Origin of the sequence: Kocuria kalidii (assembly GCF_044462225.1) — a bacterium.
In the GTDB taxonomy this organism is placed as follows: Bacteria; Actinomycetota; Actinomycetes; order Actinomycetales; family Micrococcaceae; genus Kocuria; species Kocuria kalidii.
Map to the genome: position 1 here is coordinate 1 of NZ_JBISWJ010000022.1, position 24,256 is coordinate 24,256.

At 73.8% G+C, this 24,256-nt stretch carries 22 protein-coding genes; 11 read left to right on the top strand and 11 right to left on the bottom strand.

All coding sequences use genetic code 11. The annotated features are described in order from the left end of the window. The first annotated feature begins 214 nt into the window (after nucleotides 1–214). Nucleotides 215–2,218, top strand: coding sequence for a DUF6541 family protein (locus tag ACH9D3_RS03100; protein WP_396409814.1), 2,004 nt, complete (start codon nucleotides 215–217; stop codon nucleotides 2,216–2,218). 53 nt (nucleotides 2,219–2,271) lie between these two features. On the opposite strand, the gene ACH9D3_RS03105 is transcribed toward ACH9D3_RS03100, so the two are convergent. From ACH9D3_RS03105 to ACH9D3_RS03115, 3 genes are read right to left on the bottom strand one after another with little or no spacing between them, the layout of a single operon-like run. Continuing rightward, nucleotides 2,272–3,144, bottom strand: coding sequence for a fused MFS/spermidine synthase (locus ACH9D3_RS03105; RefSeq protein WP_396409815.1), 873 nt, complete (start codon nucleotides 3,142–3,144; stop codon nucleotides 2,272–2,274). Further along, nucleotides 3,141–3,683, bottom strand: coding sequence for a GNAT family N-acetyltransferase (locus ACH9D3_RS03110; RefSeq protein WP_396409836.1), 543 nt, complete (start codon nucleotides 3,681–3,683; stop codon nucleotides 3,141–3,143). The genes ACH9D3_RS03105 and ACH9D3_RS03110 overlap by 4 nt, the downstream gene beginning before the upstream one ends. Beyond that, on the bottom strand, nucleotides 3,680–3,997 hold the full coding sequence (locus ACH9D3_RS03115) for a thiamine-binding protein (protein ID WP_396399713.1): 318 nt from the start codon (nucleotides 3,995–3,997) through the stop codon (nucleotides 3,680–3,682). The genes ACH9D3_RS03110 and ACH9D3_RS03115 overlap by 4 nt, the downstream gene beginning before the upstream one ends. A gap of 233 nt (nucleotides 3,998–4,230) precedes the next feature. Here ACH9D3_RS03115 and ACH9D3_RS03120 point away from each other — a divergent pair, with 233 nt between their 5' ends. The 5 genes from ACH9D3_RS03120 (at nucleotide 4,231) to ACH9D3_RS03140 (ending at nucleotide 9,527) form a co-directional block, all read left to right on the top strand. After that, nucleotides 4,231–4,488: a metal-sensing transcriptional repressor gene (locus ACH9D3_RS03120; protein WP_396409816.1), complete on the top strand. Its 258-nt coding sequence runs from the start codon at nucleotides 4,231–4,233 to the stop codon at nucleotides 4,486–4,488. 202 nt (nucleotides 4,489–4,690) lie between these two features. Next, on the top strand, nucleotides 4,691–6,784 hold the full coding sequence (gene pta, locus ACH9D3_RS03125; RefSeq protein WP_396399715.1) for a phosphate acetyltransferase: 2,094 nt from the start codon (nucleotides 4,691–4,693) through the stop codon (nucleotides 6,782–6,784). 62 nt (nucleotides 6,785–6,846) lie between these two features. Continuing rightward, the gene (locus ACH9D3_RS03130) at nucleotides 6,847–8,004 is read left to right on the top strand and encodes an acetate/propionate family kinase (RefSeq protein WP_396409817.1); all 1,158 of its coding nucleotides are present in this window, start codon (nucleotides 6,847–6,849) and stop codon (nucleotides 8,002–8,004) included. Nucleotides 8,005–8,128: 124 nt separating this feature from the next. After that, entirely contained in the window at nucleotides 8,129–8,650 is a 522-nt protein-coding gene (locus ACH9D3_RS03135; protein ID WP_396409818.1) for a hypothetical protein, read from the top strand. A gap of 319 nt (nucleotides 8,651–8,969) precedes the next feature. Beyond that, a complete protein-coding gene (locus ACH9D3_RS03140) occupies nucleotides 8,970–9,527 on the top strand; it encodes an NAD(P)H-dependent oxidoreductase (protein WP_396409819.1) in 558 nt (185 codons plus the stop codon). A 32-nt stretch (nucleotides 9,528–9,559) separates the two neighbouring features. Here ACH9D3_RS03140 and ACH9D3_RS03145 read toward each other — a convergent pair whose 3' ends face one another. The 3 genes from ACH9D3_RS03145 to ACH9D3_RS03155 are packed head-to-tail and all read right to left on the bottom strand — an operon-like array spanning nucleotide 9,560 to nucleotide 11,909. After that, a complete protein-coding gene (locus ACH9D3_RS03145) occupies nucleotides 9,560–10,006 on the bottom strand; it encodes a MarR family transcriptional regulator (RefSeq protein WP_396409820.1) in 447 nt (148 codons plus the stop codon). Further along, nucleotides 10,003–10,749 carry a CE1759 family FMN reductase gene (locus ACH9D3_RS03150; RefSeq protein WP_449555775.1) on the bottom strand — a complete coding sequence of 249 codons (747 nt, stop codon included), beginning with the start codon at nucleotides 10,747–10,749 and terminating at the stop codon, nucleotides 10,003–10,005. Before ACH9D3_RS03150 ends, ACH9D3_RS03145 begins: the two co-directional genes overlap by 4 nt. Continuing rightward, on the bottom strand, nucleotides 10,746–11,909 hold the full coding sequence (locus ACH9D3_RS03155; RefSeq protein ID WP_396409821.1) for a CE1758 family FMN-dependent luciferase-like monooxygenase: 1,164 nt from the start codon (nucleotides 11,907–11,909) through the stop codon (nucleotides 10,746–10,748). The genes ACH9D3_RS03150 and ACH9D3_RS03155 overlap by 4 nt, the downstream gene beginning before the upstream one ends. Nucleotides 11,910–12,031: 122 nt before the next feature. On the opposite strand from ACH9D3_RS03155, the gene ACH9D3_RS03160 reads away from it, so the two are divergent. Beyond that, nucleotides 12,032–14,452 (top strand): glycoside hydrolase family 31 protein, encoded by a 2,421-nt coding sequence (locus ACH9D3_RS03160; RefSeq protein ID WP_396409822.1) that lies wholly within the window; start codon nucleotides 12,032–12,034, stop codon nucleotides 14,450–14,452. A 76-nt stretch (nucleotides 14,453–14,528) separates the two neighbouring features. Here the strand turns inward: ACH9D3_RS03160 and ACH9D3_RS03165 are convergent, their stop codons facing one another. Continuing rightward, nucleotides 14,529–15,083, bottom strand: coding sequence for a hypothetical protein (locus ACH9D3_RS03165; RefSeq protein WP_396399723.1), 555 nt, complete (start codon nucleotides 15,081–15,083; stop codon nucleotides 14,529–14,531). A gap of 420 nt (nucleotides 15,084–15,503) precedes the next feature. On the opposite strand from ACH9D3_RS03165, the gene ACH9D3_RS03170 reads away from it, so the two are divergent. Then, the gene (locus ACH9D3_RS03170) at nucleotides 15,504–15,773 is read left to right on the top strand and encodes a hypothetical protein (protein ID WP_396399724.1); all 270 of its coding nucleotides are present in this window, start codon (nucleotides 15,504–15,506) and stop codon (nucleotides 15,771–15,773) included. Between the two features lie 166 nt (nucleotides 15,774–15,939). Here the strand turns inward: ACH9D3_RS03170 and ppc are convergent, their stop codons facing one another. Further along, a complete protein-coding gene (ppc, locus tag ACH9D3_RS03175; RefSeq protein WP_396399725.1) occupies nucleotides 15,940–18,747 on the bottom strand; it encodes a phosphoenolpyruvate carboxylase in 2,808 nt (935 codons plus the stop codon). A 214-nt stretch (nucleotides 18,748–18,961) separates the two neighbouring features. Between ppc and ACH9D3_RS03180 the strand changes: the two genes are divergently transcribed. Further along, complete coding sequence (locus tag ACH9D3_RS03180; protein WP_396399726.1) at nucleotides 18,962–19,507, top strand: hypothetical protein; 546 nt, start codon at nucleotides 18,962–18,964, stop codon at nucleotides 19,505–19,507. Nucleotides 19,508–19,547: 40 nt separating this feature from the next. On the opposite strand, the gene ACH9D3_RS03185 is transcribed toward ACH9D3_RS03180, so the two are convergent. Then, nucleotides 19,548–20,051 (bottom strand): phosphoribosyltransferase family protein, encoded by a 504-nt coding sequence (locus ACH9D3_RS03185; protein WP_396409823.1) that lies wholly within the window; start codon nucleotides 20,049–20,051, stop codon nucleotides 19,548–19,550. 121 nt (nucleotides 20,052–20,172) lie between these two features. On the opposite strand from ACH9D3_RS03185, the gene ACH9D3_RS03190 reads away from it, so the two are divergent. Both ACH9D3_RS03190 and ACH9D3_RS03195 read left to right on the top strand, forming a co-directional pair. Then, complete coding sequence (locus ACH9D3_RS03190; protein WP_396409824.1) at nucleotides 20,173–20,748, top strand: isochorismatase family protein; 576 nt, start codon at nucleotides 20,173–20,175, stop codon at nucleotides 20,746–20,748. A 164-nt stretch (nucleotides 20,749–20,912) separates the two neighbouring features. After that, the gene (locus tag ACH9D3_RS03195) at nucleotides 20,913–22,895 is read left to right on the top strand and encodes a hypothetical protein (protein WP_396409825.1); all 1,983 of its coding nucleotides are present in this window, start codon (nucleotides 20,913–20,915) and stop codon (nucleotides 22,893–22,895) included. 163 nt (nucleotides 22,896–23,058) lie between these two features. Here ACH9D3_RS03195 and ACH9D3_RS03200 read toward each other — a convergent pair whose 3' ends face one another. Next, the gene (locus ACH9D3_RS03200) at nucleotides 23,059–23,775 is read right to left on the bottom strand and encodes a cation transporter (protein ID WP_396409826.1); all 717 of its coding nucleotides are present in this window, start codon (nucleotides 23,773–23,775) and stop codon (nucleotides 23,059–23,061) included. Continuing rightward, on the bottom strand, nucleotides 23,772–24,104 hold the full coding sequence (locus tag ACH9D3_RS03205; RefSeq protein ID WP_396409827.1) for a metalloregulator ArsR/SmtB family transcription factor: 333 nt from the start codon (nucleotides 24,102–24,104) through the stop codon (nucleotides 23,772–23,774). Before ACH9D3_RS03205 ends, ACH9D3_RS03200 begins: the two co-directional genes overlap by 4 nt. Nucleotides 24,105–24,256 lie beyond the last annotated feature (152 nt).

Below are 24,256 nucleotides of genomic sequence, written 5' to 3' on the forward strand. Positions count from 1 at the left end.
ACAAGCTCGCCCGCAAGCTCACCCAGGCCGACGAGTTCATCACCCTCCTCGAACACCACCTCCACCCCTGACCCCGCACCACCCCATCCCGCACCCGGGCCCGGACCCGGACACCACCGGCACAACAGCCACCGACCGTCCGTGCACCTCAGCTCCTCCGCGATGCGGAGCACGGCCGAACTGTCCCACTCCTTCCCCTTGATAGGTTTCAGCGGTGAACTCAGCGACCCAAGCACTCCTGGGCCTGGTGTCGGTCCTGGCGATTCTGGGGCTGCCGGGCGCCGCGCTCGTCGCCGTCCTGCGGCTGCGCGGTTTCACCGCGGTCGCCCTGACCCCGGTGCTGTCGGTGTCGGTCATCGCCGTCAGCGCCGTCGTGGGACCCCTGCTCGGCATGGCCTGGGGCTGGTGGGTGCCCGCGGTGGGGACCGTCCTCGTGGTGGTCGCACTGTTGCTGCTGACCGGCCTGTGGCGGCGCCTTCAGCTCCCCGGGAGGTCGGACGGACAAGACGGAGGAGCAGCCGGCGTCCGGGCCGGCTGGGAACCCGGGGTCCTGCCCTGGGGCCTGGCCGGGGCCGCCGTGGCCGCGGGGCTGATCTCCGTCCGGCTGCTGCTGGCCGCCCCCGGTCTGGAGCCGATCACCCAGAACTACGACACGGTGTTCCACCTCAACGCGGTGCACTACGCGCTCGAGGCCGGCAACGTCTCCTCCTGGTTCGTCGGGATGTTCAACCGGCCCGGCTCCACCGTCCCGCACCCCTACCCGGGGGCGTGGCACGGACTGGTGACCCTGCTCGTGCAGCTCTCCGGCCTCAGCATCGCCGCCGCCACCAACGTGACATGGCTGGCCGTGGCCGGTCTCGTCTGGCCGGCGAGCGCGCTGCTGCTGACACGCACCCTGGTGGGGCCGCAGCCGGTGGTGCTCGCCGCGGCGGGGGTGCTCACCAGCGCCTTCACGGCCTTCCCCTACCTCCTGCTGCAGTACGGGACCGTCTATCCCAATGCGCTCTCCTACGCGATCCTCCCCGTGGGGCTGGCGCTGGTGCTCACCCTCCTGGGCCAGGCACGGTCACCGGTCGTGTCCCGGGCCCGCGCAGGCCTGCTCCTGGTCCTGTACCTGCCGGCGCAGGGGCTCTCGCAGCCCAACGGCCTGTTCTCGATCGCGTTTCTACTCACCCCGCTGCTGGTCGTCCTGGTGCTGTCCTGGCTGCGCGCCGGCTTCGGCCGCTCGCACGCCACCGGCTGGGGACGGACGGGGCTGGTCCTGGTGTCGCTGACCGGCGCAGCCGCACTGTTGTCGGCCAGCGACACCATCCGCCGGCTGTTCAACTGGGCCCACCCCAAGAGCATGTCCTTCGACGAGGCACTGTGGCGGGCCGCGACGCACTTCCCGCTGCCCGCCGCATCACCCGCCCTGGTGCTGAGCGCGCTGGTGCTGTGGGGCCTGTACCAGCTGGCCCGCCACGACGGGCGACGGTGGATGATCGCCAGCTTCGTCCTGACCGTGCTCGTCTACGGTCTGGCGATCGGCTCCGACAACGAACTGGGCAACGCCCTCATCGCCCCCTGGTACGGCAACCCCGACCGGCTGGCCGCGCTGATGCCGCTCTTCGGGGTGCCCTGGGCGGCCGTGGGACTGGAGCGGGTGATCGCCGCGGTCCGCCGGCGACTCCGCGGCCCTCGGACGCGGCCGGCCCTGTTCGCCCCGCTCGTCGCCCTGGCGGCCGCTGCGCTGCTGGCCACGACCAGTCCCACCCTGTGGCAGACGAACACCGCGCTGGCCGAGACCTTCCGGGTTCCCGCCGCCTCGGACGACGGCAGGCGGCTCGATGCGGACGAGCTCCGGCTGCTCGAGCAGCTCGGGGAGCACGTCCCCGAGGACGCCGTGCTGGCCAACAACCCGTGGAACGGCTCACCGCTGGCCGTCGCCCTGGCCGGCCACGACGTGCTCTACCCCTACATGACCATGGAGTCGCTGGACGAGGACAGGGCGCTGCTGCGCGGTCAGCTGGACGAGATCGCCACCTCGGAGCCGGTCTGCTCCGCGGCCGAGCGCCTGGACGTGGAGTATCTGCTCGACTTCGGGGAGAGCCCCGTCGGCCAGGGCCCGCTCTACGCCGGCATCGACCGGGCCGCCGACTCGCAGGCCTTCGAGGAGGTCGCCGCGGTGGGCGAGGCGCGGCTGCTGAAGCTGGCACGATGCGCGGGCAGGACCGCCTGAGGCGCACGTGCGCCACCGGGGCGTCTCGGGTGCGGGCGGGCGGTGCCCGGCCCTCAGCCGTCCCGGCGCGGCGCGGCGCCGGCCGTGAACGAGCGCGCCCACGCCGCGTCCTTGTACTGGGCGGGGACCGCTCCGCCCAGCAGCTCCCGCGCGAGTGCGGCCGCCCCCGGTGAGCCGGCCGGCGGCAGCGGCGCCGAGGAGGCCGCCAGGACGATGTTGCCGTAGCGGCGGCCCTTGAGCATCGCCGGGTCCGCGACGGCGGCGACGTGCTCGAAGACCTCGGACAGCGCGGCGAGCTCGGCGCGGGCCCCGGCCAGATCCCGGGTGTCGCCGCAGTTGAGGACGTAGAGCCCGCCGGGGGCCAGGACGCGCTCGACGTGCCGGGCGAACCCGACCGTGGTCAGCGGCTCGGGGGTCACGGCGCCGGCGAACACGTCGCGGACCACGACGTCCCGGGTGGCGGGGCTCAGCGACTCCGTGACGGCCCGGGCCTCTCCCACCCGGATCCGCAGCAGCGGGGCCCGCGGGAGGTCGAACCACTCCCGGACCAGCTCGGCGAGCCGCGCGTCGAGCTCGACGACGACCTGCCGCGCCGTCGGACGGGTGTGCGCGAGGTAGCGGGCCAGGGAGCAGGCGCCGCCGCCGAGGTGCAGGATCCGCAGCCGGTCGGCGTCGAGGTGGGCGCCGACGTGGGCGTCCACGACCGCGGCGATCCAGCGCATGTACTCGAAGTCCAGCCGCTCGGGGTGCTCGGGGTCCACGTGGGAGGACGGCACGCCGTTGACGTGCAGCACCCAGGACCCGGGGGCGTAGGCGTCCGGCACGAGCTCGGCGGTGCCGGTGGAGATTTCGTAGCTGCCGGCCACGGGGCCGGGAGGCGCGGCGGGGGCCGTGGCGGCCCGCGAGCGGCGGGACGCCCGGCTCACGCGGTCCCCGTCCGCAGCATCCGGTGCATGTGCTGGCCGGCCCAGGGCCCGCCGGCGGGGAAGGACTCGGCCAGGGCCCGGAAGCCGTGCCTCGCGTAGAAGTGCTCGGCGCGGGCGTTGCCGTCCATGATCCACAGGTAGGCGTCCGCGGCGCCGACGGCGGCCTCCAGCAGGGCGGCTCCGAGGCCGGTGCCGTGGGCGGCGCGGAGCACGTAGAGCTGGAACAGCTGCAGCGGGACGAGCGGGGCGGGCACCCCGGCCCGCTGCTCCCACGCGGCGGGGGCCGGACCGGCCGAGACCAGCCCGAGGGCGGATCCGCCGTCGTCGGCCGCGAGGAGGGTGCGCACGTGCGGTTCGGCGAGGAGGGCGCGGTCGTAGTCCGCGGTGCGCTCCCCCGCCGTGCGCTGCCGGTCGGCGAACGCGTCGCCGTAGAGCGGGCGGTAGGTCTCGTCGAGGCAGCGCAGGTGCAGGGTGGACCAGACCGCGGCGTCGGACGGTCCGGCGGTCCGCAGGTGGACCGCGGCGGGGGCAGTGCTCAGGACTCGATGGCCTGCCGCTGGATCGCGGCCTCGAGACGCTCGACCTTGCCCTGCAGCTCACCGGTGTGACCGGGACGGATGTCGGCCTTGAGCACGAGGGAGACCCGGGGCCCGTAGTCGCCCACGGCTTCGGTGGCGCGCTTGACGACGTCCATGACCTCGTCCCACTCGCCCTCGACCGTGGTGAACATGGCGTCGGTCTGGTGCGGCAGGCCGGACTCCCGGACCACGCGGACGGCGGCGGCAACGGCGTCGTGGACGGAACCGCTCGGGTTCTCGCCACCGGACGGGGACACGGAGAAGGCAACCAGCATGCCCCCATCCTCCCACCCGGGGGGCTCCGGGTGAACCCCCGGGGACGACGACGGACGCTTCGCGACGCAGGCGACGGCGAGCGGCTCCGGGAGAGGTGGCTTCCGAGGTCGTGCGGCGGCACCTCCTGGGCCGGCGGTGGGCGCGCCGCCGTTCCGCCTGCCACCCCGGCGCACGCAGGATCCCCCGGGGGGTATAGAATGGTCCCGTCGACCGTCACCCCCAGGAGCGCCCCGTGCAACTCGATCCCCAGGACCTCACCGCCACCATCAACCGCCTCAAGCGGGCCCAGGGCCAGCTCGGCGCCGTCATCCGCATGCTCGAGGAGAGCCGCGAGTGCAAGGACGTGGTGACACAGCTCTCCGCGGTCTCCCGCGCGCTCGACAAGGCCGGCTTCTCCATCATCGCGACGGGCCTCGAGCAGTGCCTGCGCCAGGAGGACCCGAGCCTGGACAAGGCCGAGCTGGAGAAGATGTTCCTCTCCCTGGCCTGATCCCCCTGGCCCGATCCCCCTGGCCCGGCCTCCCTGGCCCCACCCCGCCGGTCCGACCGGCGCACCTCCCCGGCCGGAGGACCGGGCTCACGGCGCCGCCCCGGCCCCCGGCCCCTCCGAGGGGCGGACCCTAGACTTGGGGTGGACCACCGCGGACCGGGGTGGACCACCGCCTCGAGCCCGCCCACCGGAGGACGCCACCATGACCCAAGGCATCTACGTCAGCGCCATGACGCCGCAGTCCGGCAAGTCCCTCGTGGCCCTCGGACTGGCCGACTCGCTGTTCCGCAAGACCGACCGTCTGGGCTACTTCCGCCCCGTCCACCTCGGGGAGACCCCGGCGGAGGACCCCATGGTGCAGCTCATGCGGCGCAACTTCGACCTCCCGGACGAGCGCTGCCGCGGCGGCATCTCGCTGGCCCGCACCCGGGAGCTGCTCGCGGCCGGGGACCACGACGAGCTCGACGCGATGGCCGTGACCGTCTACGGGGAGATGGCCGGGCACTGCGACGTGATCGTGGTGGACGGCACCGACCTCCTGGCGCACAACGCGGCCACCGCCGAGTTCGACATGAACGCCCGGATGGCCAACCACCTCGGCACCTCCGTGCTGGCCGTGATCGGTGCGGACGAGTCCGAGGACCCGGCGGACGTGCTCAACGCGATCGAGGTGACCCGCGCCGAGCTGACCCAGGTGCGGTGCGACATCTTCGCCGTCATCGTCAACCGCGCCCGGCCCGACTGGGTGGAGCAGATCGAGCGCAACGCCGCCCGTGGCGTCCGGGGGCTGCCCGTGTACGTCATCGCCGAGAACCAGGCCGTCGCCGCCCCCACCGTGGCGGAGCTGCGGGACCGGCACGGGTTCGGGGACGGCCCGTCCACGGTCTCGCTGGACCGCGACGTCAAGGGCGTCAAGATCGCCGCGATGACGGTGGGCCACTACCTCGAGCAGCTCGCCGACGGCGACTTCGTCATCACGCCCGGGGACCGCTCCGACATCGTCGTCGCGTCCCTGGCCTCCGCCCTCTCCCCCGCCCTGCCCGTCCCCTCGGGGATGCTGCTGACCGGCGGCTTCGACACCGAGGGGCGGATCCGGGAGCTCACCGCCGCGGCACCGTTCCCCGTCCTGACCACCGGGCTGGACACCTACCGCGCCGCCCGGGAGGTCTCCCGGACCCGGGGCACCCTCTCCGGCGCGCACCCGCGCAAGGTCGCCGCCGCGCTCGGCGAGTGGGCCCGGCGGGTGGACGGCGAGGAGCTCGTGAGCCGGCTCGACCTGCCCCGGCCGGTCCAGCGCACGCCCCTGCGCTTCCTGCACGAACTGGTCGAGGCCGCCCGCGGCGACCGGAAGAACATCGTGCTGCCCGAGGGCGAGGACCCCCGCATCCTGCGCGCGGCCGAGATGATCCACCGCCGCAACTTCTGCGACCTCACGGTCCTCGGCGACCCCGGACGGATCGCGCAGCTGTGCCAGACGGAGGGCATCAACCTCGACTTCGCCGAGGACGGTCTGACCCTCGTGGACTTCGAGCACGACGACGCCCTGCGCGAGAAGTACGCCGGGGAGTACGTGCGGCTGCGCGCGCACAAGGGCGTGCAGCGCGAGACCGCCCTGGAGCGGATGCTCGACGGCTCCTACTTCGGCACCATGATGGTGCAGATGGGGGACGTGGACGGCATGGTCTCCGGTGCCGCGCACACCACCGCGAACACGATCCGCCCGGCCCTGGAGTTCGTGAAGACCTCGGAGGGCGTGAAGATCGTGTCCTCCGTGTTCCTCATGCTCCTCGAGGACCGCGTGCTGGTCTACGGCGACTGCGCCGTGAACCCCAACCCGGACGCGCAGCAGCTCGCGGACATCGCGCTCGCCTCTGCCCGCACGGCCCGCCGGTTCGGGGTGGAGCCCAAGGTGGCGATGCTGTCCTACTCGACCGGCGGCTCCGGCTCCGGCCAGGACGTCGACAAGGTCCGCGCGGCCACCGAGATCGTGCGCGGCGCGGACCCGGAGCTCGAGGTCGAGGGCCCCATCCAGTACGACGCCGCGGTGGACGCCTCGATCGGGGCCTCCAAGCTGCCCGGCTCGACCGTGGCCGGCCGGGCGACCGTGTTCGTCTTCCCGGACCTCAACACCGGCAACAACACCTACAAGGCCGTCCAGCAGTCGGCCGGGGCGGTGGCCGTGGGCCCGGTGCTGCAGGGACTGCGCAAGCCCGTCAACGACCTCTCCCGCGGGTGCACCGTGGACGACATCGTCAACACGGTCGCGATCACCGCGATCCAGGCCCAGGGCATGTGATCCACCGGCCCACCGCGCCCGTCCCCGCGGCGCCCGTCCCCACCGATCCCAGGGAGTCCACCATGCTCGTGCTCGTCGTCAACTGCGGCTCGTCGTCGCTCAAGTACCAGGTCCGGGAGCTCGAGGCCGACGCCGACGGCGGCACCGTGCTCACGTCCGGGGTGATCGAGAACATCGGCAGCTCGCAGGTCGAGGACCACACGCAGGCGCTCGAGCTGCTCGCCCGGCGACTCGAGGACGAGCTGGACGGGCGCACCGTCGACGCCGCGGGCCACCGCGTGGTCCACGGCGGCGAGCGGTTCTCCGCACCGGTGCTCGCGACGAACGAGATCATCCGCGACATCGAACGGCTCGTCCCCCTGGCGCCGCTGCACAACCCGGCCGCCGTGCTCGGCCTGCGCGCCGTGCAGCGGACGTGGCCGCAGCTGCCGCAGGTGTGCGTGTTCGACACCGCGTTCCACCGCACCATGCCCGAGCACGTGTGGCGCTACGCGGTCCCGGAGGGGTTCTACGAGCGCTGGGGCATCCGCCGCTACGGGTTCCACGGCACCTCCCACGACTGGGTGACCGAGCAGGCGGCACAGTTCCTCGGCGTCCCGCGCGAACGGTTCAGCTGCGTGGTGGCGCACCTGGGCAACGGGGCCTCGGTCACGGCGGTCAAGGACGGCGCCTCCTACGACACGTCGATGGGCTACACCCCCCTGGCGGGCCTGGTGATGGGCACCCGCACGGGGGACCTGGACCCGTCCGTGGTCACCGCCGTCCTGCGCCGGGACGGGCAGATGACCCCCGAACGGCTGGACGACGTGCTCAACAAGGAGTCCGGCCTGCGGGCGATCGCCGGCAGCCACGACATGCGCGCGGTCCGGGAGGCCGCCGAGCGCGGCGACGAGCGCGCCGGGCTGGCCCTGGAGATGGCGGCGTACCGCCTGGCGAAGTACGTGGGCGGCTACCACGTGGCCGTGGACGGGGCGCAGGCCCTGGTCTTCACCGCCGGGATCGGGGAGAACGACGCGGCGTTCCGGAAGCAGGTCTGCGACCGGCTCGGGGCCCTGGGGATCCGGCTCGACGACGACGCCAACGCCCCCCGCTCGCGGGAGATCCGCCGGATCTCGGCCCCGGACTCGGCGATCGAGGTGCTCGTGGTGCCCACCGACGAGGAGCAGGCGATCGCCGCGGCCACCGCGGCCCTCGTCGCGGGCGGGCGGCCCGGCGCCTGAGCCGCCCGCCCGGTCCGCCGCGCAGGGGACTTCCGCCCCGGGTGTTCGCGAAAGCGACTCCGGCGGATAGGTTCGGTGCTGGGCCCCGCACGGGACCTCTTCCCTGCGTCAGGAGGCACCGACGATGTCCCAGCAGCCCTACGCCCCACGTCCGCAGGACCCGCGGCCCCGCGGCGGCACCCCGCCGTCCGGAGCTCCTCCGTACCCGCGGCACCGCCCGCCCCGGCCGCCGGCCACCTCCGATCTGCGGCTGCTGCTCCGGCTCACCGTGGCGTCCTTCGTGCTCGCGGTCCTCGGCGGCGCGGTGGGCCTCCTGGCGGCGCCCGGTCAACTGACGGGCGTGCCCGTGGGGCCGGCGTTCGACACGTTCGTCCTCGTCGGCTCGCTCGTCCTCGGCTTCGGCGTCACTGCCGGGCTCTACGCCCTGGTGTACTTCCCCCTGCGCGAGCAGCGGCAGTGGGCGTGGATCCTCGGGATCGCCCTCGCGTCCATGGCGCTCCTGAGCACCCTGGCCAACGCCGCGCTGCTGCTGGTGGGTCCCGCCGGCGCCTCGCCGGGCCTCGTGACGGGCGCGCTCAAGGCCGTGGTGGACGTGGCCTGGCTCGTCGTGGCCGTCCGTCCGGGGGTCCGGGCGGCGCTGCGCTGACCGCACGACCGGCGACGACGCCGTGGCGGGCCCGACGACGACGCCGTGGCGGGCCCGGCGCCGCCACCCCTGCCCGGCACCCGGCCCTCGGCCCGCGCCGCTCCCTGCCCGGCACCCGGCCCTCGGCCGCCGATGCCCCGCGAGCCGCGGACCGCGCCCGAGGTCGGCCCGCGGACCACGCCCGCGTCCCGGCCTTGACGCGACACCGCGTGGCGTGTCTGCTGAGAACCGGGCGGCCGGCACGTCCGGTGCCGACCGACGAGCACCACCGGCCGGTCCCCGGGAACGCACCTCCCCTCCCGCCGACCGAAGGAGCACCATGACCAGGATCGCCGTCATCGCCGGAAGCACCCGTCCCAACCGACTGGCCCGCACCGTCGCCGACTGGGTGCACGAGAACACCGGGAACCGCACCGACGCGCAGTTCGACCTCGTCGACATCGCCGACCAGGGCCTCCCCCTGCTCGACGAGCCCATGCCCCCGGCCATGGGCCAGTACTCGAAGGAGCACACCAGGGCCTGGGCGGAGAAGATCGCCTCCTACGACGGGTACGTCTTCGTCACCCCCGAGTACAACCACTCCGTTCCCGCCGCTCTGAAGAACGCCGTGGACTACCTCTACGCGGAGTGGAACAACAAGTCCGTCGGCTTCGTCAGCTACGGCAGCGCCGGCGGCACCCGGGCGGTGGAGGCCTGGCGGCTCGTCGCGGCCGAGCTGCAGATGGCCGACGTCCGGGCGCAGGTGTTCCTGCCCTTCGGCTCCGACTTCGGCGAGGACTTCGCCTTCGCCCCCACCGAGGACGCCACCGGCGCCCTGCAGACCGTCTTCGACCAGGTGGTCGCCTGGGCCGAGGCCCTCAAGCCCCTGCGCGGCTGACGCGCGCCGCCCCGCCGGGTCCCGCTCCCGATTCACGACAGGTTGTGCGCCAGGCGCTCCATGACGGTGCGCAGCCGTTCGGCGTCGTCGCCCTCCAGGGCACCGAGGAACAGGCTCTCGACGTCGCGGGCGTGGGCGGGCCGGAGGCGGCGGAAGACGCGCAGGCCCTCCTCGGTGAGCTCGGCCTCGAGACCGCGCGCGTCCTCCGGGCAGCGCCGGCGCCGCACCCAGCCGCGCCTCTCGAGCACGCCGATCTGGTAGCTGAGCCGGCTCGGGGAGAAGACCAGCCGCTGGGCCAGCTCCCCCATCCGCAGCCGGTGGCCGGCCGCGCCATTCAGCAGCAGGAGCACCTGGTAGTCCATGAGCGAGCAGCCGTGCTCCTTGAGCCGGGCCTCGATCTCGTTGGTCAGCCGGGCGGTGGTCTCGAAGAACAGCTGCCACACGTCCCACGGGCGGGCGGCGGCCTCCGGGCCGGTCACGGGCCGACCCGGGCGAGCAGGTCGGCGAAGTCCGGGACCTCCGCGAACCCGCCGCCCCGCTCGGCGCGAGCGCCACCGGCCGGGACGCCGCCGGCCGTCCGGGTGCTCCGCACCGTGCCCGGTGCGAGCAGACCCGCCAGCTGCGCTCCGGCCCGCCGGATGCGCGGCTCGAGCGTCTCCCCGGCCCAGTCCTCGGTGGCCGCGTAGACCCCCAGGGGCAGCACGAGGGCCTTGAGGTGGGTGAACAGGGGGCGCATGGCGGTGTCCAGCATCAGGGAGTGCCGGGCGGTGCCCCCGGTGGCGGCCACCAGCACGGGCAGGTCGGCCAGCGCCCCGTCCTCGACGAGGTCGAAGAAGGACTTGAACAGTCCCGAGTAGGAGGCCTTGAACGTCGGCGTCGCCGCGATCAGGGCGTCCGCCCCGGTGACGGTCTCCAGTGCCGCCCGCAGCCCGGGTGCGGGGAAGCCGGTGAGCAGGTGGTCGGTGACGGCGTGGGCCAGCGGGCGCAGGTCCACGCGCTCGATCCGCACCGGCACCCCGTCCAGGCCGTCGCGGGTCGCCTCGGCCAGCCGGTCGGCCAGCAGACGGGTCGAGGACGCGTCGGACATCCCGGCGGACACCACGGCCACCGTGAGCGGGCGCCCGCCGGGGTCCGGGGTGGTCGGGGTCGCCGTCGTCGGGGTCGTGGTCGCCGTCGTCGTCGGGATGGTCCTGGTCGCCGCGGAGGGGCTGCGCGTGCTCATCGGAGGGCCCCCTCCGTGGCCTGGGCGGCGCGGGCCCGCCCGGCGGGCGAGTCGTCGGCGCCGCCGGGCACCGGGTCCTGGCCCGCGCGGTGGCGGGCCACCAGCGAGGCGTGGGTCGGGGCCTCCGGCACGTGGGCGGGCTTGAGCGCGGCGAACTCCCGGCGCAGCACCGGCACGACCTCCTCACCCAGCAGGTCGAGCTGCTCCAGGACGGTCTTCAGCGGCAGGCCCGCGTGGTCCATCAGGAACAGCTGGCGCTGGTAGTCGCCGGCGTAGTCGCGGAACGCAAGGGTCTTCTCGATGACCTGCTGCGGCGATCCCACGGTCAGGGGCGTCCGCTCCGTGAAGTCCTCCAGCGAGGGGCCGTGGCCGTAGACCGGGGCGTTGTCGAAGTAGGGGCGGAACTCGCGCACGGCGTCCTGGGAGTTCCGGCGCATGAACACCTGCCCGCCCAGGCCCACGATCGCCTGGTCCGCGGAGCCGTGGCCGTAGTGCTCGTAGCGCTGCCGGTAGAACTCCACCATCCGTCGGGTGTGCTCGGCGGGCCAGAAGATGTTGTTGTGGAAGAACCCGTCGCCGTAGTAGGCGGCCTGCTCCGGGATCTCGGGGGAGCGGATCGACCCGTGCCACACGAACGGGGCCACGTCGTCGAGCGGGCGCGGGGTCGAGGTGAACCCCTGGAGGGCCGTGCGGAACCTGCCCTGCCAGTCCACCACGTCCTCCCGCCAGAGCCGGTGGAGCAGGCGGTAGTTCTCGATCGCCAGGGGGATGCCCTGACGGATGTCCTTGCCGAACCACGGATACACCGGACCGGTGTTCCCGCGTCCCATGACGAGGTCCACCCGACCGCCGGAGAGGTGCTGGAGGTAGGCGTAGTCCTCGGCGATGCGCACCGGGTCCGTGGTGGTGATCAGCGTGGTGGCCGTGGACAGGACCAGCTTCTCCGTGACACCGGCCAGGTAGGACAGCAGCGTGGGCGGATTGCCGGGGGCCACGAACGGCGGGTTGTGGTGCTGGCCCACGGCGAAGACGTCCAGGCCGATCTCCTCCGCCTTCCGCGCGATCGCGACGGTCGACCGGATCCGCTCGTGCTCGGTGGGGGTGCGTCCCGTGGTGGGGTCCTCGGTGACGTCCCCGATGGTGAAGATGCCGAACTGCATGTCGTCCTCCTGCTCCGCGGCCGCGCCCGGAAGGACGGGCCGCACAGTTTTTTCAAATTTGAACCATCACGTGCAACAGCGGTCCCGCCGGGATTGTTCCCTCCGGCCCCTAGGCTGGAGGCATGCCTCTTCCCCACTTCCGGCCGACCGGGAACGGGACCGTCGACCCGGGTGCGGTCGTCGCCGGCGAGCACTACCGCATCAGCGTGCTGAGTCCGGGGCTGCTCCGCCTGGAGTACAGCCCCTCCGGCCGCTTCGAGGACCGCCCGTCCGCGTTCGCCGTCGACCGCCGGTTCCCGGTGCCGGAGTTCCGGGTCCGGCGCACGCCGGCCGGGATCGAGCTGCTCACCGAGCGGATCCACCTCAGCTACGACGAGCAGGCCTTCGGCCCGACGGGCCTGTCCGCCCAGATCCGCGGCGGGGTGACCAACTACCACAGCGTGTGGCGCTACGGCACCCCGGCGCCCACCCTGGGTGGGACCGCGCGCACCCTGGACGAGGCGGACGGGCCCATCCCCCTCGAGCCGGGCATCACCTCCCGCGAGGGCTTCGGGGTGATCGACGACTCCGCCTCGGTGCTGCTCACGGAGGACGGCTGGTACGCGCCGCGCACCGCCGAGGAGGACGCCGTGGACCTCTACTTCTTCGGCTGGGGTCTCGACCACCAGCAGGCGCTGCGGGACCTCTACGCCCTCTCGGGCCCGCAGCCCGTCCTGCCCCGCTGGGCGCTCGGCAACTGGTGGAGCCGCTACCACGCCTACGACGAGGACGAGTACCGGCGCCTGGCCGCCCGGTTCGACCGGCACCGGCTGCCGTTCTCCGTGCTGGTGGTGGACATGGACTGGCACCTCACGGACGAGCACGTGGAGCGCCGGCACGGCTCGGGCTGGACGGGCTACACCTGGAACCGCGACCTCTTCCCGGACCCGCGGCGCTTCCTCGGGTGGGCCCACGAGCGCGGCTACCGGGTCACGCTCAACCTGCACCCGGCCGACGGGGTGCGCTCGTTCGAGGACGCGCACCCCGCGATGCTCGCGGCCCTGGGGCGGGCCCCGGACACGGAGGAGCCCGTGGCCTTCGACGTCACCGACCGGGACTTCGTCGCCGCGTACTTCGAGGTCCTGCACCGCGGGCTGGAGGCGGACGGGGTGGACTTCTGGTGGGTCGACTGGCAGTCGGGGCCGCACTCCCGGCTGCCCGGCGTGGACCCCCTGTGGGTGCTCAACCACTACCACTTCCTGGACGCGGGCGCGGACGGGTCCCGCCCGCTGACGCTCTCCCGCTACGCCGGGCCGGGCAGCCACCGCTATCCCGTGGGGTTCTCGGGCGACACCGTCATCTCCTGGGCCTCGCTGGCGTTCCAGCCGTACTTCACGGCGACGGCGGCGAACGTGGGCTTCGGCTGGTGGAGCCACGACATCGGCGGGCACGTCCTCGGCGCCCGCGACGACGAGCTGGCCACCCGCTGGCTGCAGTTCGGGGTGTTCTCGCCGATCCTGCGCCTGCACTCGGGCGACAACGACTTCATCGCCAAGGAGCCCTGGCGCTACCGCTCCCCGTACGCGGAGGCCATGGAGCGCGGCCTGCGCCTGCGGCACCGTCTGGTCCCCTACCTGCACACCGCGAACCGGGCCGCCGCGGTCGAGGGCGTGCCCGTGGTCCGGCCGCTCTACCACGAGCACCCGGAGGCGGAGCAGGCCTACCGGTACCCCCACCAGTACCTGTTCGGGGCCGAGCTGATGGTCGCCCCGGTCACGACCCCCGCGGACCCCGTGGTGACCCGCGCGGCGGTGCCGGTGTGGCTGCCGGAGGGGACCTGGACGGACCTGTTCACGGGCAGCGTCTACGACGGCGGCCGGGAGCTCGTGCTCCACCGCGGCCTCGACGACGTGCCCGTCCTGGCCCGCGCGGGTGCGATCGTGCCCCTCGCCGGGTCCGGCGACGACGCCGCGCCGGGCACCGGCAATCCCGCCGAGCTGGAGGTCCTCGTGGTGGCCGGCGCCTCGCACACGTTCGTGCTGGACGAGGACGACGACAGCGGCGACGGCCTCGACCCGGCCCGCTGGGCGCGGACCCCGCTGGCCCTCGACGCGACGGCGGGCGAGTTCACGGCCGGCCCCGCGGAGGGCAACCTGGACTGCCTGCCGGCGGCGCGCACCTGGACCCTGACCTTCGTCGGCGTCGCGGAGCTGTCCGGGCTGGCCCTGACGGTGGACGGGGAGGCCGTGCCGGCCCGGGCCGCCCGGCAGGAGGACGACGGGCGCGGGCACCGCACCTCCGTCACCGTGGAGGGCGTCGCACCCGGCGCGCGGATCGCGGTCCGGTCACCGGGGCTGGTCACCGTGGCCGTCCCGGATCCTGTCGAGCGCGTCTTCGACCTGCTCAACGACGCCCAGATCAGCTACGACACCAAGGAGCGGGTGCACGAGGCGGTCCGGCAGGACCCCGTGGGGGCGCTGGGGCAGGCGTCCGCCCTGGGGGTCGAGGGACCGCTGCTCAGCGCCCTCACGGAGCTGGTGCTGGCCGCCCGGGGACGGACCTGACACCTCCCCGCCGGAGCGTCCCGGGCATTCCCCGGCCCTGCGCGGGGCGCCGCACGAGAAGGGTGCCGCACGGGGGTCAGCGCGGAGGCGCGCCGCCCTCGTCCGGGCCGAGCTCCACGACGAGGATCGGCAGCGGCAGCCGTTCGGCGGTGAAGGACACCACCCTCGCGTGCGGGATGCCCCGCTCGCGGACGAAGCGGCAGGCGACCAGCCCGTGGTCCCGGTGCTGGCCGATCATGAGGAGCCAGTGCGTGCCCGCGGCGTCCAGCGCGTGCGCCTGGCGGTCCAGGTCCTTCCCCGCCGGGTCCCGCTCGGTGCTGTGCTGGACGAAGCGGGCCGCGTACGCCCGCATGTCCGCCTCGGTGCGCAGCAGCCCCGCGGCGACCCGCCGGACGTCCTGGTCCCGCAGCTCGGGGGCGATCTGCTGCTCGTGGACCGCCGGAGCCCTCCGGCCGGTCCCGTCGTCGGCGACGGGACCGGTGTGGACGGTGCGCTCGATCCGGCGCAGCCGCGCATCGTCCTTGTGCAGCTCCCGGTAGTCGCTGATCAGCGCGTCGATCTCGGCGTCCAGGCCGCTGCGCTCGGGCTCACGGCCGTCGTCGCCGTCGCGCGCCGGTCGTGACGGGGACATGCGTGCCTCCTGGACGCCGGACGCAGACAGTCCGACGAGGACCGGGGACCGCAAGGCCTGCACCCCAGGGCGTGCTCCATGGTAGGTCCTGTGCACGGCGCGGGGCGACACAGGGATGGTCAACGCCGCGGGTCTGGCTTACGGTGGGACGAGGTCGAATACACGGCCTTCCCCGTGACGGCCGCACCCCGAGGAATCCCGGACCGCCGTCCCAGCGCCCTGGTCCCGCGCACCCCCGCTGTCAGCCCGCACCGGATCGCTCCGCCCGTGCCTGCGCCGAACAGGTGGGCAGAACGGACGACGTCCCTCCCATCCCGGCCCCGGCCACCGGCCCGTGCTCCCGGCCCTGGCTGCCAGTCCGTTTTCCCGGGCCGTCACCTGCCCAGCAGGTGCGGTCTCCTTCCCGCAGAGGACATGGCCATGAGCGCACCCACCGCCGTCACCCAGCACGGCACCGATCCGTCCCGCGACCCGGCACCCCGCGTCGAGCCCTGCTCCTGCCTGGGCCCGGCCGAGGCGTTCCCCGCCGCCCTCGGGGCACTGAGCATGGACGAGCTGCAGGTGCTGCACTCGCGGATCTGCCGCCAGCTGGACCGCGAGTACCTCGAGGCACCCGACGGCCCGCACCCCTGCACCGCCGACCGGCTCCAGGAGGTCCTGGACGAGCTCGACGTCCGCGACGCGACCTGAGCCCCGGCGGAGGACGGCAGGAGCGTCGGGCCGTGCCGGCGACACGCTCCTGCGCGGGCAGCACCGACGGCCCGGCCGTGCACCGCCGGCGCCGGCTGCGCGACCGGGGTGGCCGCCGGCGGGCCCCGGCGTGCTCGACGGTTCCGGCGGGGCCCCTCCGGCCGGCTCAGCCGGTGTTGCGCAGGCCGGCGGCCACCCCGTTGATGGTGATCAGCAGGGCCCGCTGCAGTCCCTCGTCGACCTCCTGGTCCGCGGCGTCCGCCTCCCGGATCCGGCGCAGCAGCTCGACCTGCAGGTAGGAGATGGGATCCAGGTACTGGTCCCGCACCTCGAGCGTCTGCTTCAGGGTGGGGTTGCCGTCCAGCAGCTCCGCCTGCCCGGTGAGCCGGGCGAGCTCGTCGAGGGTGAGCTCGTACTCGCGGCGGATCACCTCGAACACGTGCTGGAGCCGCTCGGGCACGAGCGCCCGGACGTAGTGGGCGGCGATCTCCAGGTCGGTCTTCGCCACGGTCATCTCCACGTTGGAGATCACGGAGCGGAAGAAGTGCCAGCGCTCCAGCATGGCGCGCAGATCGTCCTCCCGTCCCGCCTCGCGGGCGGCGCGCAGGCCCGACCCCACGCCGAACCAGCCCGGCACGATCTGGCGGGACTGCGTCCAGCCGAAGACCCAGGGGATGGCCCGCAGCCCGGACAGGCCCTTGTCCGACGACGGCCGCTTGGCCGGACGGGAGCCGATGTTCAGCGCCCCCAGCTGCTCCACCGGGGTGGCGGACAGGAAGTACTCCGGCAGGTCGGGGTCCTCGACCAGGTCCTGGTAGGCGGCGAAGGCGGCGTCGCTGACCACGTCCATGACCTCGCCCCAGCGGTCCAGCTCCTCCTCGGTGGAGCGCGGGTCCTGGTGCAGGGCGGTGGCGCGCAGCACGGCGGCGAGGGACAGCTCCAGGTTCTCGCGGGCCAGCGCGGGGAGGGAGAACTTGTCGCTGATCACCTCGCCCTGCTCGGTGAACTTGATCTCACCGGCCAGGACGCCGCTGGGCTGGGCCAGGATCGCGTCGTGGGTGGGCCCGCCGCCGCGGCCCACGGACCCGCCGCGGCCGTGGAAGAGCCGCAGCCGCACCCCGTGCCGGGCGGCGACGTCGCGCAGCCGTCGCTCCGTCCGGTGGATCTCCCAGCGGCTGGTCATCACCCCGGACTCCTTGTTGGAGTCGGAGTAGCCGAGCATGACCTCCTGGACGTCCCCGCGCGCGGCCACGACCCGCCGGTAGGCCGGGTCGGAGAGCAGCTCGTCGATGACCTCCGCGGAGCGGCGCAGCTCCTGCACGGTCTCCAGCAGCGGGGCGAAGCCGAGGGTCGCACGGTCCTGCTCGCCGGTGAGGTCCACCAGCCCGGCCTCGCGGGCCAGGATCACGGGGGCGAGGATGTCGTCCGCGGCGCGGGTCATGGACACGATGTAGGTCTCGACGACCTCCGCGCCGTAGGTCTCCTGGGCCCGGGCGATCTCCCGGAACACGGCGAAGGTCCGGTCCGCGTCGCCGTCCAGGTGCACGGCACCCGTGGACAGCCCCGGCGGGGCGAGGGGCCGGCGGCCGGCCAGCTCCCCGGAGAGCACCCCGGCCCGGGTGGCGCGGTCCATGTCGGCGTAGGGCTGCCCGAGCTCGCCGAGCCGGTCGAGCAGCTGTCCCACGGCCTCGTGGTGGGCGTCGGCGTGCTCGCGGACGTCCAGGGTGGCGAGGCCCAGGCCGAAGCCCGCGATGGTGCGGGTCGCCGCGGCCAGGGAGCCGTCGGCGGCGAGCGCGCCGGCGTTGTGGCGCAGCGAGCGGGCCACCACGTCGAGGTCGGCCACGAGCTCGGCGGTGGTCAGGTAGTCCCGTCCCGGCTCGTGGTCGGTCTCCTCCCCGAACCGGCGGCGGGTGTTGATCAGCTTGGCCTTGATGCAGGTGAGCTTGAGCCGGTAGGGCTCCTGGGCGTTGAGCTCCAGCACCCGCGGATCGAGGCCGGGCAGGTGGGCCACGTCCTCCTCGACGGACGCGCGCAGCTCCGGGTCGACCTCGACGATCGCGGTGGACGGGGACAGCCGGGAGACCAGCACGTCCAGGAAGCTCAGGGCGATGTCGACGGCCGCCTGTCCCTGCAGCTGCAGGACCCGGCGGGTCATCTCCGGGGTGACGTTGGGGTTCCCGTCCCGGTCGCCGCCGATCCAGGACCCGAAGCGCAGCGGCGGAGGGCCGGCCGGCAGGTGCACGTCGTGCTGCGAGAGCTGGTCCTCGAGGTCCGCGAGCAGCACGGGCATCGTCTCGGTGAGGACCTCCCGCAGGTAGTACAGAGCGTTGCGGGCCTCGTCGATCGGGGTGGGGCGGTTCTGGCGCAGCTCGTCGGTCTGCCAGAGGAGCTCGATCAGCTCGGCGAGACGGCGGTCCTGGTGGCGGCGCGCGGCGGAGTCCTCGGGCGTCTCTCGGGCCAGGACGTCGGAGAGGTGCCGGATCTTGGTCAGCACGGAGCGGCGGGACGCCTCGGTGGGGTGCGCGGTGAACACCGGCCGGACGTCGAGGCTGCCCACCGCCTCCCGCAGGGCGTCGGGACCGGCCTCGGCCACGACGTCGGTCACGGCCGCGGCGAGCCAGCCCTCGTCCTCGGGGCGGCGGCCGAGCACGCGCACGCGGTGGACCTGCTCCGCCGCGTTGGCCAGGTGGAAGTAGTGGGCGAAGGCCCGCACCAGGTCCGTCGCCCGGTCGAGGGGCAGGGAGCCGAGCAGCTCGCGGACCTCGGCCGCGGCGTCGTCGTCCCCCGAGGCCTTGGCGTCCTTGGTGAGCCCGCGGACCCGCTCGACCAGCTCCAGCAGCTCCTGGCCGCGCTGGCGGGCGAGGGTCTCCCCCAGCAGGGTGGTGAGGCGGCGGACGTCCGCACGGAGCGGCGCGTCGATCACCCCCGCGGGGTGGCGGTCGAGGGCGTCGGGGCGGTCGTGCTGCGTCGTCATGTCTCGGCTGCTCCTGGCTGGTCGGTCGGGGCGGATGCGCGCACGACCGACGAGCGGTCGCGCCGTCGGTGCCTACCGAGCCAGCCTACCCCGGGTGACGCGCGTCGCACGGGGCCGTCCGCCCGGACAGCTCCCCGGGAACCCGTGCCGGGCGGAGCCGGGGACGGTAGGTTCGGCGGTGAGCACACCTCGCACGCCCCAGGAGGCACCGGCCATGAGCCAGACCCCGCACGGTCCCGCCGGTCCCGCCGGTCCCGGCGGCCCGTACCGGCCGGGCGGCGGGCGGCCCCCGGCGGGCCCCGGCGGGCCGGGTCCCGGGACGGGCCCGCCCCGGCCCCCGATGACCGGGCAGCTGCGGCTGCTGCTCCGGCTGACACTGCTCTCGCTCGCGGTCAGCGTGGCGGACACCGCCGTGCAGGCGGTCGCGGGGCCCAGCACGCTGCCCGGGCTGGAGCACGTGGTCCGGATCCCGGGCATCCCCGGGGGCGGTCTGGCCGCGGCCGTGATGCTGCTCGGCGTGGTGCTGACGGCGGCGCTCTACGCGCTCGTCTGGTTCCCGCTGCGCGAGCAGATGCAGTGGGGCTGGGTCCTCGGCCTCGTCTTCTGCTCACTGGCCGTGCTGGGCGACGTGTTCGACCTGGCCGTGTTCCTGCTGGGCGGGCACCTGCTGCCCGGGCTGAGCACCACCGTCCTGGTGGCGGTCAACGTCGTGTGGCTCGTCGTGGCCGGCCGGCCGGGGGTGCGCGCCGCCCTGCGCTGAACGGGGCGCGGCCGCGCCGTCCGCGCGACCCGGGACGCGGCTACGGCGCGGCGGTGAGCGGCGGGGCGGCCGACCACGGGAAGACGATCCAGTCGTCGGTGGCCTTCCACATGAAGTCGGGGCGGACCACGGAGCGGGGCTTGCCGTAGATGACGGCGGAGCGGGCCTCGGCGCCCAGCCCGCGCAGCAGCTCGAGCACGAGGGCCAGGGTCCGGCCGGAGTCGGCCACGTCGTCGACGACGAGCAGCCTGCGCCCCGCGATGGACTCGGTGTCCAGCATCGGGGCGAGCAGCACGGGGTCCGGGAGGGTCTGGTGCACGTCGGTGTAGAACTCCACGTTGATCGCGTCGGAGAGCTTGACGCCCATCGCGTAGGACAGGGCGCCCGCCGGGAGCAGGCCGCCGCGGGCCACGGCGATGATGATGTCCGGCAGGAAGCCGCTGTCCACGACGCTCCGGGCCAGCTCCTGGGTCGCCTCGCCGAAGCGCTCCCAGGTCAGGATCTCCTTGCCCTCGAGCTCGAGGGCCTCCGCGTGATAGGCCATGGGCCTCAGGCTACCGGAGCGCGGACGGGTGGAGTTCCCCGCTGCTCGGGTAGTAAGTTCACTGATCGGACGAGTGTTTCCGGGAGCTCCCTCGGGATCTCCCCCCACCGGAGAGGACGCCATGACGCAGCACCCGGCGCAGGGGCGCACCGCCCTGCTCGTCGTCGACATGCAGAACTCGTACTTCGAGTTCGCCGAGCTCGAGGAGCAGCGGGACGCCGTGACGGAGAAGGTCAACGAGCTGATCCGGGCGGCGCGCGACGGCGGCGGCCCGATCCTGCTGATCCGCACCCAGCACGAGCGGGACCGCTCCACGTGGACCGTCAACATGCACGACGACGACCAGGGCTTCGCCTTTCCCGGCACGGAGCAGTCGCAGTACGTCGCCGGCCTCGACACCGAGGGCGGCACGGGAATGGTGAAGACCCGGGACAGCGCGTTCTTCGACACGGACCTCGCGGCCCGGCTGCGCAACCTCCGCGTGGAGCACCTCGTGATCTGCGGGATCTCGACGCACACCTGCGTGGCCCAGACCGCGATGGACGCCTTCGCGCACGACTTCCGGGTCGCCGTGGCGCGGGACGCGGTCGCCTCCGAGAACTCGGAGCTGTCCCGGGCGCTGCTCTCCTTCCTCGGGGACGCGAAGCGCCAGGACGTCCTGACGCAGGAGGACGCCGTGGCCCGGCTGCGGGGCTGAGCGCCAGGACGTAGCCACCGGCCGGATGTGACGTCCTGCGTCGCGGCACCGGACGCACCCCCACCGGCCGCGACTCCGACGCCGATCGCACGTGCACCAGGGTTTTTCCAAGAGGCGATCCACATATTGGCGATGTCATCACCATCGCTCTATGAGGAGTCACCATGAGCATGTCAGCCGGTCCCCGGGAACTGCTGCGGGACCCACCACGACGACCTCGCTTCCGGCGGGGTCTGGCAGCGTCCGTCGCCCTGGTGCTGGGCGCCACGGGCGTCAGCGCGGCGGTCGCCGCCACCAAGGTCACCGAGAAGAATCCGGGCCAGTTGACGGCCGTCGGCCCGGTGAACAGCAAGTACGGTTTCCCGGCCTGGTACGAGGACGCGACCGGAACACGCCTGGAGCTGTGCGACGACGGCAGGAATCCGCTGTGCGGCCTGGCTCCGGAGGAGGGCTTCGACCCGGAGCAGCCGCTGGCGCTGCCGGGCAACTTCCCCCACGAGATCTTCTACATGCTGGCCGGCTCCGAGCTGGACCTCCCCGGCGGCGGAAGCGCGGTTCTCACGCTCGGGCTGGAAGCCGCCTTCGCCAACGAAGTGGTGCCGGGGGATCAGATGGTGTTCGCCCGGCAGCGCCTCGTGGTCAAGGACGGGCCGGCCAACAGCACGCTCTCCTTCCCGCACCCCTACGGAACCATCGAGGTCGACACCGACGCCGAGGGCAACGCCAAGCTCGTGGAGGACATCTCTCCCGCCGTCGGCAACTTCGAGACACCGCTGGGCAGCAATCTGGGCCCGTTCCTGAAGTGGGACACCGGTGCCCCCGAGGGCTACCTCGGCAACCCGGATGTGCCGCACACGATCGTGGGAGGTCTTCGGACCACGTTCTCGGTCTCCGGCACGAACGCGCAGACCGGTGAGGCCGTCTCCGCGACGACCGACCTGTTCACGGTCCAAGGCAAGATCGCCACGAACACGGGGGTGACGGCCCAGGAGGCCGTCGTCAGCTCGGACACCACCGGCACCTACCTCGACGTCTTCGCGACCAGCCGCGGTGACAGTCTCGAGGTGGCGGGGCAGAACATCCCGACCACTCCCATGGAGAAGGCTCCGGGGACCTCCGAGCTCGCCTATGCCCGCATCAAGGTCGACGGGGCCGCACCGAGCGAGGTGACCGTCACGAACCTCACCGACGACCCGCGGAGCACCAGCACGGTGAGCGTGAGCGATGTCTCCATCCCCACCTCCGCCACGTACGACGGCACGAAGCTGACCGTCGTGGCGAGGACGACGTCGGCGACCGCCGAGGTCGACGGCTTCGGGGACATGGTGGCCGGGGCCGACGGCACCCATCAGGGGTCCTTCGACACCGTTGCTCCTCCGGTCAGCGTCACCGTCTCGACCGGTACGAGCAAGGCCACCGTCCCGGTCGTCGTCACCGGCGGCGAGGCGTCGCCGGCCGCGGTTCCCGCGCCCCCGGAAGGGGAGAACCCCGGTCCTGTCACCGAGACCGATGGCGGCACGGGCACCGACCCCGGCGTCCCGGCGGACGGAGACACCGTCGACCCGACCGCTGCCATCGCCGAGCCGACGGCCTCGGTGGCCCGCGGCATCGCCACCGAGCTGGACGGCAGCGGCTCGGCGGACAACGCCGGCGCCGTCAGCTACGAGTGGTCCCAGGTCAGCGGTCCCGCGGTCACCTTCGACCGGACGGACGTGGCGAAGCCCAAGGTCACCGTGCCGTTCTTCACCAAGACCAGCGCCACGGCACCCACGGCGCCGGACGCGGACCCGGTGCTCCAGCTGGTGGTCACGGACACCGCCGGCAACAAGAGCGCCCCTGCGACGGCCACGCTGAGGAGCGACGACGTGGTGACCGTCGCAGCGGCCTCCCGGCACCGGGTCGGCAAGGAGCTGCGGCTCACCGGCACGGCGCTCGTCCCCGGCGCCCCGTCCCTGCTGAACCCGGCCTCGTCGGTGAACATCTACGGCACGGTCGCGGGCGCAACCGTCAAGATCGGCTCCGCGCCCGTGGACTCCCTCGGCAACTGGGAGTACCGGGCCAAGCCCGGCCCGCGGGATCGCGTCGCCGACGTGCTCGTGCAGTCCACGCGCGGCGGAGAGGCCAGGGGGGTGGTCGGCACCCGGTGAGCGGCTGAGTCCGCGACCCCCTGCGGCCGGCCCGTGCTCCGACCCCCTCGGCGCACGGGCCGGCCCCTGTGCGCCCCCGGCGCTCCCCGCACGGCACGCCGACCGGCCGGAGCGTCTGCGTGCGATGCCTCCAGGCGGTCGGTGCGGCCCGGGCGGACGAGGATCAGTGACTGCAGCAGGAGCAGCCGGCGCCGCATCCGTCGGTGCACCTGCCGCCGTCCTCGTCCTCGCCGGTGAGCACTGCCACCGGGGTGCAGCAGGCGTCCCCGCGCCACGCCTCCAGACCCTCCTTGGCCGCGATGCCGGCGATGACCAGTGCGGCCACCGGGTCGGCCCAGGTCCAGCCCAGGGTGCTGTTGAGGACCAGGCCCACCAGCAGCACGGCCGAGAGATAGGTGCACAGCAGGGTCTGCTTGGAGTCGGCCACCGCGGAGGCGGAGCCCAGCTCCCGGCCGGTGCGGCGCTCGAACCAGGACAGCAGCGGCATGACCACCAGACTCACCGCCGCCAGCCCGATCCCCACCGGGGAGTGCTCCGGCTCGGCGGCCCCCAGCAGGGCGCGCAGCGCGTCGACGGTGACGAAGGCCGCCAGGCCGAAGAAGGAGAAGGCGATCACCCGCATGGTCACCCGTTCCCGGTGCTGCGGGTCGGGGGCGGCGAACTGCCAGGCCACCGCGGCCGCGGACAGCACCTCGACGACGGAGTCCAGGCCGAAGCCGATCAGCGCCGAGGAGGAGGCGATGGCGCCGGCGGTCAGGGCGACGACCGCCTCGACCACGTTGTAGGTGATGGTGCCGGCCACGATCCACCGCACCCTCCGGTGCAGGACGGCCCGCCGGGCGGCGGTCAGGGGCTCGGGTCCCAGGGAGATGGAGCTCATGCGCAGGTGCAGCCTTCCGGGGAGCAGCAGACGGGGTCCACGGTGACCACCAGGTCCAGCAGGTCTCCCAGGGCGCCGCCCAGACGGGGGTCGGCCAGCCGGTACCAGGTGCCGCGCCCCTCCCGGGTGGCCTCGACGAGGCCGCAGCCGCGCAGGCACGCGAGCTGGTTGGACACCACCTGCTTGGACACGCCCAGGGCGCCGGCCAGGTCCGAGGGACGGGCCGGCGCCTCGCGCAGGCTCAGCAGGATCCGGGTGCGGACGCCCTCCGAGAGGGCGTGGCCCAGCCGGGTCAGGGCGGCGGCGTGGGTGGGGGTCACCGAGGTCATGCACCAACGGTACACGCTGCCGTGTACTCGTCGACCCGGGGACTCATCGACCCGGAGGACTCAGCCCGTCCCGCCCGGGAACGGCCGGGCACGCCGCCCGCGCCGCCGGAGGACAGCGGGACGCCCGTACCCTCGGCCGGCTCGGCCCCCGA